8 protein-coding genes are annotated in these 14,496 nt (G+C 35.8%); 2 read left to right on the top strand and 6 right to left on the bottom strand.

All coding sequences use genetic code 11. The features are described 5' to 3' along the window. The first annotated feature begins 20 nt into the window (after window positions 1–20). Window positions 21–2,057, top strand: a complete 2,037-nt coding sequence (locus tag EHR01_RS11240) for a SpoIIE family protein phosphatase (RefSeq protein ID WP_135694880.1) — start codon at window positions 21–23, stop codon at window positions 2,055–2,057. Here EHR01_RS11240 and EHR01_RS11235 read toward each other — a convergent pair. The 4 genes from EHR01_RS11235 to EHR01_RS11220 are packed head-to-tail and all read right to left on the bottom strand — an operon-like array spanning window position 2,054 to window position 9,621. After that, entirely contained in the window at window positions 2,054–4,228 is a 2,175-nt protein-coding gene (locus tag EHR01_RS11235; protein WP_135694879.1) for an ATP-binding protein, read from the bottom strand. The two genes, EHR01_RS11240 and EHR01_RS11235, sit on opposite strands and share 4 nt — an antisense overlap. Before the next feature lie 44 nt (window positions 4,229–4,272). Continuing rightward, complete coding sequence (locus tag EHR01_RS11230) at window positions 4,273–6,198, bottom strand: hybrid sensor histidine kinase/response regulator (protein WP_135694878.1); 1,926 nt, start codon at window positions 6,196–6,198, stop codon at window positions 4,273–4,275. An 8-nt stretch (window positions 6,199–6,206) separates the two neighbouring features. Beyond that, entirely contained in the window at window positions 6,207–7,073 is an 867-nt protein-coding gene (locus EHR01_RS11225; RefSeq protein ID WP_135694877.1) for a patatin-like phospholipase family protein, read from the bottom strand. 37 nt (window positions 7,074–7,110) lie between these two features. Next, the gene (locus tag EHR01_RS11220) at window positions 7,111–9,621 is read right to left on the bottom strand and encodes a cation-translocating P-type ATPase (protein ID WP_135694876.1); all 2,511 of its coding nucleotides are present in this window, start codon (window positions 9,619–9,621) and stop codon (window positions 7,111–7,113) included. Window positions 9,622–9,675: 54 nt separating this feature from the next. On the opposite strand from EHR01_RS11220, the gene EHR01_RS11215 reads away from it, so the two are divergent. Beyond that, a complete protein-coding gene (locus tag EHR01_RS11215) occupies window positions 9,676–11,022 on the top strand; it encodes a C69 family dipeptidase (protein ID WP_135694875.1) in 1,347 nt (448 codons plus the stop codon). Here EHR01_RS11215 and EHR01_RS11210 read toward each other — a convergent pair. Together EHR01_RS11210 and EHR01_RS11205 are read right to left on the bottom strand one after the other, a co-directional pair. Beyond that, a complete protein-coding gene (locus tag EHR01_RS11210) occupies window positions 11,002–12,225 on the bottom strand; it encodes a glycerate kinase type-2 family protein (RefSeq protein WP_135694874.1) in 1,224 nt (407 codons plus the stop codon). The two genes, EHR01_RS11215 and EHR01_RS11210, sit on opposite strands and share 21 nt — an antisense overlap. Continuing rightward, window positions 12,194–14,455, bottom strand: coding sequence for an NAD(P)-binding domain-containing protein (locus tag EHR01_RS11205; protein WP_167482950.1), 2,262 nt, complete (start codon window positions 14,453–14,455; stop codon window positions 12,194–12,196). The genes EHR01_RS11210 and EHR01_RS11205 overlap by 32 nt, the downstream gene beginning before the upstream one ends. Between the last annotated feature and the right edge of the window lie 41 nt (window positions 14,456–14,496).

Here is a 14,496-nt window from a genome sequence, read left to right as displayed (position 1 = left end):
CTCGTCCTATTATAGTGCGAATGTTTCGAAACTGGCTTTCTTTTTTCCCCAACTCACCTAAATTTCCTTCGAACGAAACAGGAAGGAAAACCAAAATACAAAAAACGGACAAGAATCTCCCTTTTCTCAAAATCCCCAAACTATGGATTCCACTCTTTGTGGTTCTTCTTTGTTTTCAGTCCTCTCTTTCGGCCTTTCCTCTTTCCATTGAGGAATCAAAAAACTATAGGGACATTGGAAAATATTTTGAATATGTCATTGTTCCAGAACAGGAATCTAGTTTGGACAGAATTCTAAGAGAGGACACAATTTGGCGACCAAATCCGAAAGCGACTATCTCTTTTTCACAAGTGAAAGATCCACTTTGGTTAAGAATTACATTGATCCACTATGGAAATTTACCACATACATTCTTTTTGCATTTTTCAAGTCCGGTGGTGGATGTTTTTGAACTGCATGCACAAGTGAAAGGGAACTGGATTACACAAGTATCCGGCGAGCAGGTCCTACAAAGAAACAAACCTATATACTCCCATATCCCGGCATTTCCAATTACTCTCTCACCAGATGAAACACGCACTATATACGTAAAAATTAATTCAGCAAATCCAATCTTTAATTTTGTTTCTATTTATAATTCGCGAAGTTTCATCGCCTTTTCAAAAAAACAAGATATATTCTTTGCGGCTTATTTCGGCGCAGGTTTTATGATGTTTTTATTCAGTTTATTCTTAGCGAATACACTGCGTTATCGAAAATTTTTCTTTTACTTTTTCTATTTAGCAACGGTTCTCTTGATCAATTTGTTTTCCACTGGATTTATGCAATACATTGAAATAGGAAATTCGCATACCTGGAAAAACTATTTATTTCCGATCACGATCTATCTGACTTCAGTCTTTGGTTTACTTTTTACGATAGAATTTTTAGAAACAGAAAAAAACTTTCCTAAAGTGAATAAACTTACAAAAGGTTTTATCTTATTGTTTATTTCTTTAATCTTTACAATCTTTTTCCTAGAACTGAGAAACTTCATTCAGTTAGGTGTCTCTCTAGTGATCATACCCATTTTGCTTGTCCTCTTCATTTCTCTTATGGCTGTGATCAAAAGCAAAAAAAAACTTGAAGTGATTCTTTTCCTACTGGCTTTCGGATCGATTCTACTCGGTGGCGCTTTAAATACTTTAACCGTTCAAGGTTTCATCAAACCCATCCATTTATCTTCCTACTCACTGCCGTTAGGTTCCGCAATAGAAGTTTTCTTTTTGTCGATGGCATTGGTTCTAAAAGTTTCTGATTACAGAAAAGCAACAGAAGAAAAACAAGAATTAGACCTCCAGTTAAAAATTGCACAAAAACTCCAAAGTGGTTTATTGCCACAAAAAAGGACACATGCAAATGGTTATGCATTAGGCTTTCGTTATTCACCCGCCTCTGACATTGGTGGTGATTTTGTTCAATTCATTGTTAAAGAAAATGAAATAGGTTTATTTCTCTGCGATGTTTCGGGCCACGGAATACCTGCCGCAATGATTGCATCCATGACAAAAGTTTCCCTTCAAATCTGGGATGATTCCCTCGATAGGCCTGCCTATGCAGCCGAACGAATTCGTTTATCTCTTCTTAGTTCTCTTTCTGGACATTTCCTGAGTGCCTTTTTTGTTTATCTGCATCCAGAAAAAAATATCATGAAGATAGCCAATGCTGGGCACCACCCATTGATTTATTTAGATCGAAATGGAAATATCGAACATATCACAAGTCCAGGGCGAGCCATAAACGAATACATTGAAGCTCAAGTAATTGAAAAAACATTACCCCTTCCTAAATCCGGTACTCTGGTATTATTTACGGATGGTGTAATTGAAGCAAGAAAATCAACAACGGGAGAACTTTTTGGAGAAGAAAGATTTATTTCCATTTTACAAACATTAGCCGACAAAGACCCTCAGACAATTTGTGATCAAGTAATCGCAGAAGTGGAAAAATTCCAAAAGTCAAAACGTTCGGACGACGACATCACAATACTCGCCATCTCTTTAGATAAAAAAAATTAAATTACAATCCAGTGCGTTAATTTTTGAAACAAATCATTGGGATAAAAAGGTTTGGAGATAAAATCATCCATTCCAACTGAATGAATTTTATCTTGTGTTTCTAATTGTGCGGAAGCAGTTAAAGCAATAATCGGCAAGTTTTTCCAAGAAAGATTTTCGCGAATTCGTTTCGTTGCCATATAACCATCCATTTTTGGCATATGCAAATCCATCAAAACTAAATCATATTTTCCATTGGCCAACTTTTGTAATACTTCCTCACCATCAGCTGCTTCTTCCGATTCAATACCCCAACGTTTTAAAAAACGAATCACGATAGACCGATTAATTTCAATATCATCAGCAACAAGAATTCTTTTTCCGGTTAAATCAGAAGAATCCTTTAATGAAGGAATTTGTCTATTTATGTTTGAATTTCCGATTTTACATGGGAAGGTAAAAGAAAATTTTGATCCTTTCCCCAATTCCGACTCTAATTCAAGATTGCCTTTCATTAATTCGACAAGACCTTTTGATATGGCAAGCCCAAGGCCAGAGCCACCATACTTCCTGGTTGTGTCTCCACTTGCTTGGGTGAATTTTTCAAATACAAATTTAAGTTTCTCAGATGCAATTCCTATTCCCGTATCTTCCACTTCAAATCGAATTACAACGTCATTACCAATTTTTGATTCTAATTGAACACGAAGTGTAATTTTTCCTGCTTTAGTAAACTTCACGGCATTAGATAATAAATTATTAAGTACTTGCAACATTCGTGTGGGATCAAAACAAATATATTCGGGTAGTTTTTCATCAATTTCAGCTTGGAAAGAAAGAAGTTGTTCTTTGGCCTTAATCTCAAAAGAAGAGGAAACAGAGCTTATAAAATCCTTCAGACTAAAATCAATTTCTTCTATAATGATCATTCTTTCTTCAATTTTGTTAAAATCTAAAATGTCATTGATCAAAGTAAGAAGTGTTTCACTAGAGAAACGTAAGTTTTTTAAGTATTCTATCTGTTCTGGTTTTGGATTGTCTTCCATAAGCCACATAGAAAGCCCGATCACTGCATTCAGCGGGGTTCTTAATTCATGGCTCATATTGGAAAGGAATTCTGACTTGGCTCGGTTTGCATCCTCAGCACGGATTCGAGAGTCAATCAGAGCTCTCTCATATAATACCATTTGAGATATATCCAAAGAAACAGAACGAGACCTCACCATTTCGTTGTTTTGTGAATAAATTGCCGTCGCCGAAATATTCAAAAACAAAGAACTACCATCTTTGCGAATGACTTCAAATCTTAAATTGTCTATCCGACCTTTCTCTTTAAAAACAGGAAAATTAGTCTGAAAAACTTGTTTGCTCTCGTCAGCAAGAAGATCAGACCATTTTATTTTTCCAATTAACTCTTCTTCTGTGTATCCCAACCATTCTTGTTCTGTTCGATTGACTTTTACAAAAAAACCATTTACATCTAAACTATGAAATCCAACTGGTGAGTTTTGATACAAGTCGTCGATCTCAAACAAACGGTCTTCAATTAGTTCCTTCTCAACTAATATTCTCGTATTTCTTTTTAATACAAAGATCATCCACAATATAAGTATGGATAAAATAAAAAATAATCCACCTGAAGTGGCGATCAACCGAATGGTAAATTTACGATTTGTTTCTCTTTCTAAATTTTCTTTTTCTAACTTCTTATCCAAAAGCAATTGAACTTCGTCGCGAAAAACATCCATTCGTCTTTTGCTTTCAATAAAAGCCTCTTTCGAGGGACGTTTATTGGGAAAATATTTTATAAAATTTTGAATGTATTCTAGTTTTAGGTGGTAGGCACGAATGATGGACTCTAACTCTCCAATATAAATGAATTCACATTCTTCTCTAAGTGAAGTCTCGAGTTTTTGCATTTGAAGGAGAGAATTTTTATAAGGTTCCAGAAATTCTGGATCCGAAGTTAGGAGGTAACCACGGACTCCAGTTTCTGCGTCCTTTAAATAAGAAGAATATTGAATTAAAAATGCATTCCAGCGACTCTGGTTTTCATATAAATTTCGATCTTTACGACTTTCATACACTTGATAAAAGAAAAAAAAAGAAGAAAGCAAAAGTAATACAAGAAGTCCCCATAAAAAACCTAGATAGAGGGACTCGAAGTGCTTTCTCTGGAAATAATTATTCATGGGATCATCATTTATTAATACAAAAGGATGATCTTGTCAATTGATTAAAGCATAGCTTTCCAAGCCGGAAAATATAGATCGAACTCTGTTCCTTTCCCAATCGAAGAATTTACTAGAATTGTTCCACCCATCTTCACCATGATCCCATAAATGATAGGCAATCCCAAACCCGTACCCTTCCCACCTTTGGTAGTGAAAAATGGATCAAAGATTTTTTCGATAATATCTGGAGGGATTCCTTCTCCATTATCAGCAAAACCTAATTTCCAATACTCAGTATTTTTCATAAATCCAATATGAAGTAATTCTGATTTTTCATATAAAACTTTTGAAAGAGAAATTGTAATTTTCGGATTTGGTATATCTTTCAAGGCAAACACGGAATTTTCGTATAAGTTCGATAGAATTTGAAAAATTTGAATTGGATCCGCATTCACATAAGCAGGTTCATTTCCTAAATCGGTAAACAATGTGATTTGGTTAGAAGATACAGTTCTTACTTCCTTTAAAACTTGTAATAAATTTTCCCTAAGATCTAATTGTTTTGAAATGGAATTATCGATTTTAGAATAAGTAAGAATTTGTTGGATTAAGTTTTTTGCCCTGTCCAAAGACTTGGAAATTCCTTCAATTGCAGGTAAGGATTTTTGAATTGCCTCATTCGTAGCACCCTTGGACCATTCTGAATTCAAAAAAGAAACATAAGCTAACATTGGAGTGAGTAAATTATTAAAATCATGGGCGATACCACCGGCAAACGTTCCCAGTGCTTCTAATTTCTGCGATTGGGCATATGCACGTTCTAATACAATTTTCTCAGTAATGTCCTTGGCTTCTAAGACTATATACAAAATTTTCCCAGATGTGTCCGTTAATGAATAAAAATCACAATCAAAGTATTTTTCCCTTCCATCTAACAAATTATAGCTGACAAATACCTCGAAACTTTGATTTTTTAAAGCTAACTTCATTCCGTAAGTTAATTTTTTTTTAGATTCTTCATCGGAATTCGAAAAAATAGATCGAATCAATTCCAAACCTTGGACATCAGTTTCCTCTCTTTCAAAAGAAATCACAGCATTACGATTCATACGAATCACATGACCTTGTAAATCCAAAAGAAAAATAGCTTGTGAGGAATTATTAAAGATACCCTTAAACAACTGCTCGTTCAACTGAATGGAATGTTCTAATTCAGATAAATCCGAAATATCATGAATGGTACCAAAAATTCTGAATCTTGAGCCTTCAAACTTTTCTGCTTCCAACCAAAGATTTACTTTTTTTCTGCCAGATTTTGTATTTAACGTGACAATCATTTCCTTAGAGTGATTGTCTCTAAGTAAATCAGACCAAACAACTTTGATATGGTCTTGCTCTGCTTCATCCAAAAGTGCCCATACTTTTTCCATCAAAGGAATTTCCGCAAAATCAAATCCTAAAATTCGATACAACTCTAAAGACCATAAGGTATTTTTTTCAGGAAAAATTACTTCGAAATGACCAAGATGAGAAATTTTTTGAGAACGTGTTAAAAGTTCTTCCCCATGAACCAACATATCCCAAGCTTTTTTTTGTGATTGTTTTAGGCGGTAAGCTTCCAATTCACGATTTACAACAAACGGCAGTTTGATGATTGAAGATTTTGGTAAAAATTCTGCTGCACCTAAATTTAAAAATTCAGAAGCAGATTCTTCTGGTAAAAATTCCGTAACAAGAATCACTGGCAGCTCTGGATTGATTTCTTTGACTCTAGAAATCACATAACGACCATCAAAATCTGGAAGATAAAAGTCTGAGATCACGATATCCCAAGTTTCATCATTTATTCTTTGTTCGAATTCTGATTTCCACTCAGCTCTTTCAGAAAATATAGAAAACCCAAAGTTTTGTAAAACTGCTACAATTGCTTTGTAAGAAGCAAGGGAATCTTCAACAATCAATACATTGAGTTTCTTTTGGATGTCCATAATTTGAATTATTGATTAAAAAAACCAAATACTGGTAGTTCCAGTTCACCCAAAATTTCTGCCTTATGCCGATAAGCGGTTCCACGCCCTTCGGCAAGAGCAAATTTACCTTTTGAAAAGTCATTGGGCGAAAGGTAAGGAGTGTTTGTCTCTAAACGGATTAGTTTTTTTCCTTTTTCCTTAGCCAACAATGATTTCAAATCTTCTGTTTCCGATTCGATAATTTGTACAGATGCGTCTAACGCACGCTTAATGGTGTTTCGACTCACAGGTCTATGATTATTGATTTGGTGTATGACAATGCGATCAATACTAGGATCCAAGATCAGTTCTTTGATCGGTTCTCCATCACCAATACCACCATCCAAAAATTCCTGCCCTTGAAATTCTTGTACTTCGTATAAAAATGGAAATGCGATTGAGCCCATCACCGCATCTAAAACATTTCCTTCAGTGATCAGTTCTCTTTTGTTTTTTGATAGATTGGAGACGGCGATTCCTAACTTTATTGGTAAGTCGGAAAACTTTTTATTTCCAAGATATGGATATAAGATTTTGCGAGTTGCTTTGCCAGTAAGAACCCCACTATAACCATTTAACCCTTTGCGTAACAATCGACCAAGCATTGACAAAGAGTTCCCTTCCCAAAAATCCTTTTTTCTTAGTCCCAAAATAAGAGATTCAAATTCGACCATTTCTCGACCGGTTGCATACAAGGCACCGATCATTGCTCCAGAGCTTGACCCTGTAACAACGGCAGGTTTAAAACCAATTTCTTGCAAACCGCGCACAAATCCTGTATGGGCAAAAAATCCAAAAAAGGCGGATTTCAAACAAAGAGCAGAATACTTTTTAGGAAAGAAGAGTTCTATCATAAGCTTTTGCTAAGTTTAGAAACAGACCACGATCATGTCAGCCACGAAGTAATTTTGAAACCAAAACTTTTGTCATATCGTAGAACAATACTCCAATAAATGCAACCAGTATCGCAGAGGAAAACTGAACAAAATTAAGTGGCACAAAATGAAACATAGCATTCAAACCGGGCAAATACATAGCCAAAAAAAGCACACCGATTGTCCCCGCAAAAACAAACCGAATGATAGGATTGGGAATTCGCATCCGACTCCACATCGACTCATGGAGTGAACGATTGGCAAGGATTAAGAATAAATTCGAAAATACTAATGTAACAAAAGTAGCCGTACTCACAACCTTTGGAGAGGAATTTCCTTTCAAAAACAACTCAGTGATCCAGTATGATGATACAACAGATAACAAAGAAATGGCACCCTGGATCAAGGAATTGATAAACAATTCTTTATCCAAAAGTGGTTCCGAAGTTTCCCTCGGTTTTCGATTCATCAAATCTGCCTCTTGCGATTCCCTTTCAAATACAATTGTACAAGTAGGATCAATGACCATTTCCATAAATACAATATGAATGGCTGATAAAACAACAATAGGCCAATCAAAAATAATAGGGAAAAATGTAATACCAACTATTGGGATATGAACTCCAATCAAGTATCCTAATGCTTTTTTTAAGTTATCAAAAATTTGCCTTCCGATCTTAACTGACTCCAATATAGAAGAGAAAGAATCATCTAACAAAACAATGTCGGCAGCTTCTCGCGCAACATCAGTTCCTCTTTCTCCCATTGCCACACCGATATTTGCCGTACGCAATGCAGGAGCATCGTTCACACCATCCCCTGTCATAGCAACAATCTCACCATCCGCTTTTAACATACGAACGATTCGCCATTTGTCTTCTGGGCTGACCCTAGAAAAAATATTACAAGTTCGGATAACAGATTGTAATTCAGTTTCATTCAAACTGGCCAAAGCCTTTCCCGTATAAACCAAATGAGAATCCTTTAATCCAATTTGGTCTGCAATGTTTTTGGCAGTTTCTGGATAATCTCCTGTAATCATAATCACACGAATTCCCGAATCGTAGGCTGTTTTTACTGCCAAAGGAACTATCTCACGAATGGGATCTAAAAATGCCAATAGTCCATAAAACAAATAATCAACGTGTTTTCTTTCTTCAGGAATATTCGAAGATGATGATTTTGATTTGGCAACACCAAGAACTCTGTATCCTTCTTTTGCTAATTCATTGGTTTTTGTTGTCCAAAAATTTGATTCTGCAGAATCAAATTGGCATAAATCAAAAATTGCTTCAGGAGAACCTTTGGCATAACTATGGTAGGCATTTTTTCCTTGCAGCACACGAACCATCGTTAGATGGTCAGGTGTCAATGGAAAATCTTTTACAGATAACAAAGCCGAATCATCTATTTCATGGAAAGAAACCAAACAATCGGATATAGCAATATCCATTGGATCAAAACTTGGATGTTTGGAAGCACAATAAGCAATTTCTAATAAATCTTTTACATCTTTAGAAAGTTTCGAATCTGGATGCAAGGTGACTGTTTCAGATTTTGTAACTACAATTCCAACTTTCATTTTATTTTGAGTAATCGTCCCCGTTTTATCAGAACAAAGGACCGTAGCCGCACCTAAAGTTTCAATGATTGAGGATCGCCTAACTAAAACATTTTTTGTACTCAAACGAAATGCACCTAAGGCAAAAAAAATGGTTAAAACCAATGGCAGTTCCTCTGGCATCAATCCGATTGCCAATGTTAAACCCGAAAGTAGACCATGTAACCATTGGCTTTTTACAATTCCAAAATAAAGAGCAAGGATGACACATAAAGATGCAGCCACTATAAATAAATTACGCACAAGACGTGCTACTTCTATTTCGAGTAATGTTCTGCCAACTGTTTCATCAGCAATTTTACGTCCAATTTTCCCAATTTCTGTGTGATTTCCTACAGCATTCACACGACAAACACCCTCTCCACTAACAACTAACGACCCACAAAAAACAGAATTGGATTGTGATTTGGAAACAGGGACAGATTCTCCAGTTAATAAAGATTCATCACAAGAGAACATTCGATCAGAAATCAATTCGCAATCGGCAGGAACCCGATCTCCTTCGTTCAAAATCAATAGATCATCATAAACTACATCTTTTCCTTCAATCCGAATGATTTGTTTGTCACGAATGACATTGGTTCTTGGGCTCGCAAGAGAACGTAAGGCAGAGATTGCAGTTTCTGTTTTTTTCTCTTGGTAAAAAGTAATCGTGATGATACCGAGAACGGAAAATAATAACAAAAGAGCCTCACCACGATCACCCAAAAGCAAATAAACAATACTTATGGAAATGAGAAGCAGAATCATCGGCTCTGTCACCACCCCAAACAACATCTGAAAAATCCCTTTCTTCTTTGAAGAGCTGATTTCATTGGCACCGTACTTCGTACGGTTTTTTCGAACCTGTTCTTGGGTTAAACCCATGAGGATATATTCTGAAATTTGTTTTGGAATCGAAGGCATATTCTTATTTGATTTGCTCTTGTGTTTTATAAAAAATCTGTTTAACATTCTAGAATGTGCGACACCTCTCTTGCCACTGAAAAATTTACCAAAACTCAAAAAAGAATCTTTGCGAAAAACTCGGATCGCGAACCAAACGAAGCACAATCCATACTTCATGTTCCTCGTTTAGAACATAAAAAAGGTTCAAAATTACGTACAACTTATATTGAGATTCCACAAACTCCCGTTACTTATGAAGTTTTTTTGAGCAAACCATTTCATATGTGGGGTGCAGAGATGGGTGTGAATGAATTCGGACTTTGTATTGGCAATGAAGCAGTTTTCACCAATCTAAAAATACCAAAAAAAAATGATGGTTTAACAGGAATGGACCTGATCCGTTTGGCTTTAGAAAGATGTAAATCGGCTAAAGATGGATTATTCCTTATTACAGAACTTTTAGAAACATACGGGCAAGATGCATGCGGAGGTTATGAAAATCAATCCTTCTTTTATCATAACAGCTTTATCATAGCGGATAGAAAAGATGGATATGTATTAGAAACTGCTGATCGTTACTGGGTAGCAAAAAAAATAGATACTTTTTATGCCATTTCGAATGGACTCACAATCGGCTCCGATTTTGAATATTCATCACCTAACTTAATAGAAAAACTTCGAAAAAAACCTAATCAAGAATTTTCTTTTAAAGACCATTTCAGCGATCGATTTTATACTTATATGAGCCATTGCAAAGACAGACGATATCTGCACCAAAAAACTGCAGAAAGTTTAGAGTTGGAAAATGCAAGTTATACTACAAAAAATGCTATGGACACTTTAAAAACCCATACTATCGAAAACGATGAATTTGAACCATCTTCTTCTTCAATGAAATCCCTATGTTTACATGCAACAGGACCCACAACGCCGAATCAAACTAACGGAAGTTTAATTGTTGAGTGGGACACTTCAGAGACCAACCAAGACCCACTCAGAGTATTTTATACAGGAACATCCACACCGTGTTTAAGTTTATTTAAACCATTTTATTTTGGAACAAAGAACTTCATCGATTCTTCGAGTTTATCATCTAATAAAACTTATTCCGAAACCTTATGGTGGTTACACGAATCAATTGCAAGAAAATCCAACTTTGATTACCAAGCAGTTCGTTCGATTTTACTTCCTGCATTAATCGGAATCCAAGAATCTATTTTAAATATTTCCAAAGAGTTTCTTTCTCCTCAAAAAAAAGAAGAAGTCCAATGGAGATTTTTAAAAGATCATGTGAACGTTTTGAAAAAAATAGATGAAGAACTCATCCGTTCCAAAATTGGAACAAGTCGATGGCAAAACCCACTCTTCCAATTGTATTGGTCGGGACAAAATAAAAAATTAGGAATTCCGTTCCGCTAACAAAAGAATCAATAGGTCATTGACATTGGTTCCGGTAGCACCAGTAAAAAGGAGTGCCTCCATGTCTTTCAAGATGGGATAGGAATTGGAATTTAATAATTCTTTTTTTGGATCCCAACCTTTTTCCTTCATCTTTTGGGTAATTCCTGGTCCAACAATTCCACCGGCAGCATCAGTCGGACCATCTGTTCCATCAGTCCCACAAGAAAGAAATAACCAATCCCGATCCATACTATTGCCTTCGGTTAGGATTGCCACACGCAGCGCCGTTTCTTGGTTTCGGCCTCCTAACCCTGTTCCTTCAACAGGGCATACAAGTTCTCCTCCGAGTAAAATGGCTTGTTTTTTAGGATTAATATCGCCATCTAACAACTCACCAACGATTTTTTTTGCAGTAATTTCACTGGAAAAATCCCATGAATCGGATATGGTTTTCACTTCATAACCAATATTTTTGGCTTTTTTTTCCATTGCCTTCAGAGAAGAAGTCAGATTCCCCATCACATAATATTCACTTCCTGGATAACTTGGTCCAGAAGCAATGACATTTGGATCATCACCTAACACATCTGAAATTGCAAACGTATAAACCTTTAACTGAGCTTTGAGATTGTTTAAGAATTTACCGGCTTTCACTGCTGAATATTTTTTTCTTTCCGCATTGATTTCCTGAATGGGAAGTCCCTTTTTTAACAAATTTTCATTTAGTTCAATTAAATCTTTAAGTAGATATCCATTTTCCGGTATTTCAAAAAGGCTAGACCCTCCTCCTGATAACAAAACAATCAATTGGTGATCTTCACCTAGCTGTAAAATTTCATTCAACACTTCTCTTGCATATAGTTCGGAATTTTTATCTGGTATGGGGTGAGCGGCTTCTCTGCATTTCCATACATCCATTTGTCCGTTTTTTTGGATTTCTTTTGGAAGATGGTTGTACTTAGTAAGGATAAAACCAGCATCCACTGGGAAAAACTTTTGGAAAGACAAAGCCATCGCATAAGCAGCTTTTCCGAGTGCAAAAACATAGTTTTTCTTCAGAGGATTTTTGAATACTTCACAAAGATCTTGATGGTTTTTCCAAAATTCTGGTGAAAGATATTCGGGTGTTGCACTTCGTACCCCTTCCCAAAATAGTTCTTCAATATCTTTTCTTAAAGCATTCAGTTGTTTATTTCCTTGTTTTTGCAGTGAGGGAATCATACTGAATCCCAGATGGGACCAATCGCCCAAACTCTAAAACGTCAGTCGGACAAAGTGACACACATGCAGAACAACGTACGCACTGTACGCTATCCATAGGAATGCCTCTACTTGCATAACCCATTACATCAATTCCTTGATGGCAATTTTTTGTACAAATATTACAAGATATGCATTTCTTTTTATCAGAAAAAATTCGAAAACTACTAAACCGAGCATAGATATGCATCAAAGAAGCAAGTGGACAAAACATTCTGCACCAAATCCTTCCAGAAAAAAGAAAATAAAAACCAACTCCAACAACACCAGCAAGCCCAATATCCACAATGAGATCGTAAAGCCATTTTACTGAATCAGCCATTACTTCAGAAATTTCTAAATCGGGGTGGATCTTTTTTCCATAAACTCCAAATAATTTAAAGACTGTTAACAAAAATGCCAAAGCCAAAATGTATTGGCCTGAATGTTCCAAACGATAGGCCCATTTTCCATGTGGCATTTTCTGCCGATGTTCATCTCCCAAAGTTTCTGCAAGTCCACCACAAGAACAAATCCAGCCGCAATAAGCACCTTTACCATAACGATAAACTAAAAAAGGAATAAACCCAAAACTAAAGAAAAGACCATAACCTAACCAAAAATTGGTGATCCCACCATCATACAAAACCCCCATACTGAGCGGCCACGCCAAAATAAACCCATAAGCCTTCCAATAGGCATCATTTGGAAATATTTCTGTTCTAACATAACCATTCGATGTACCTAAATATCCTAAATCACCAAGGGTTGGTAAAATTAATTCAGGTAACAAAAACAAAAAGAAAATCTGAATCAAGATTAAACTGATCGTTTGATAAAAGATATAATCTGTTTTTCTAACCAAAATCCTTCTGATTCCAAAAAATAGAATCGTTAGCGAGTATAACATTGTATAGTGGAAAGATGGATATTTACCAAAAAGAGTATAACCAAAATAAGTGGTGGATAGATATACATAGAGAAAATAAAAAAACACAAATAGTAAATAGGTGTTTCTTAAAAAAATCCAAGGAATAGTCTTCAGATGATTTAAATTCCATTTTAAATAAATAAAAAAGGATAAGGACAAAAAGGAAATGGCGGCAAAGACTGTTGCCAAAGGCGAAAACCATCCAGGCCCATAAAATGAAGCTTTGCCCAAATAAGCTGCACCTGCAAAAGATAAAAGGGAACTAAATCCAACCCAATCAGAAAGTGATTTTTCATTTTGAATTTTAATACCTAACTTTTTTAAAAATTGGGTAGGTGCAGTATTCCCAATCAAAATATAAACCAAGTCGAAATTTAGTTTGGCCGAACCTACAGATGTTTTCACAAATAAGTTTTGTTCAGAAATTTCGGTGACTTCTGATTCAAGTTGAAGTTTGACTTTTCCATCTCGGACCAACTCTTCCAATTCTTCTTTATTTTTTTGTTTTGGACGAGTAAGCTCCTTTCCTCTGTATACCAAATTTACCAATTTCGCATAACGTGAACAGGCGATTGCTGCTTCAACGGCACTATCACCACCACCAACAATCACCACAGATTTTTCTTTTGCATCAGAAGGATCAAAAAAACGATAAAATACAGAAGGGTTCGATTCACCTTTCACACCTAATCTCTTTGGATCACCTGATTTTCCGATTGCGATTACAACAGAACTGGTAAAAAATGATTCACCTGTTTCCGTTTGCACTCTATATACATTACCCTCAGGTTGAATTGAAACAACACGTTTCCCAGTTTGGATAGTGATTGTATCTTCTTTGATTAGGGCATTCAAATACTCTAATAAGTCCTCTTTCGTTGAATCAGTAATCTTAATTCTGGACTTGGAATTTAATCCTTTTGGTTCCGCAAAAATTGGTTTATGTTTTGGATAACTTTGGATGGTTTGAAATGGAATATTAGCTTCAAGGAGAATGAACTTTTTGCCTAACCGTTTCGCTTCGTATGCACATGAGAGACCAGCAGGCCCTGAGCCAATGATCACTGCATCTAAACAGTCTTCTGTTTTTTCACGAATGTGTTTCCATACATTCACACCGCTTTCGGCGGCAAGTTTCAGTAGTGGAACACCCGTTAAATCACCAATGATAAAAACATTAGGTAAGTTTGTTTCATACGATTCAGATAATTCTGGGTAAACTTCAACAGGACCCATTGGGGCAGATTTGGTTAACCAACGAAAATAGGATGATGGCCACATACTTAATGATTGGACTAAATGATTAAAAAAAAGAAATAATT

The sequence above is a fragment of the Leptospira mtsangambouensis genome (assembly GCF_004770475.1).
In the GTDB taxonomy this organism is placed as follows: domain Bacteria; phylum Spirochaetota; class Leptospiria; order Leptospirales; family Leptospiraceae; genus Leptospira_A; species Leptospira_A mtsangambouensis.
The sequence above is the reverse complement of the archived record's forward strand: the minus strand, read 5'-3'. Positions and strand labels throughout refer to the sequence as shown.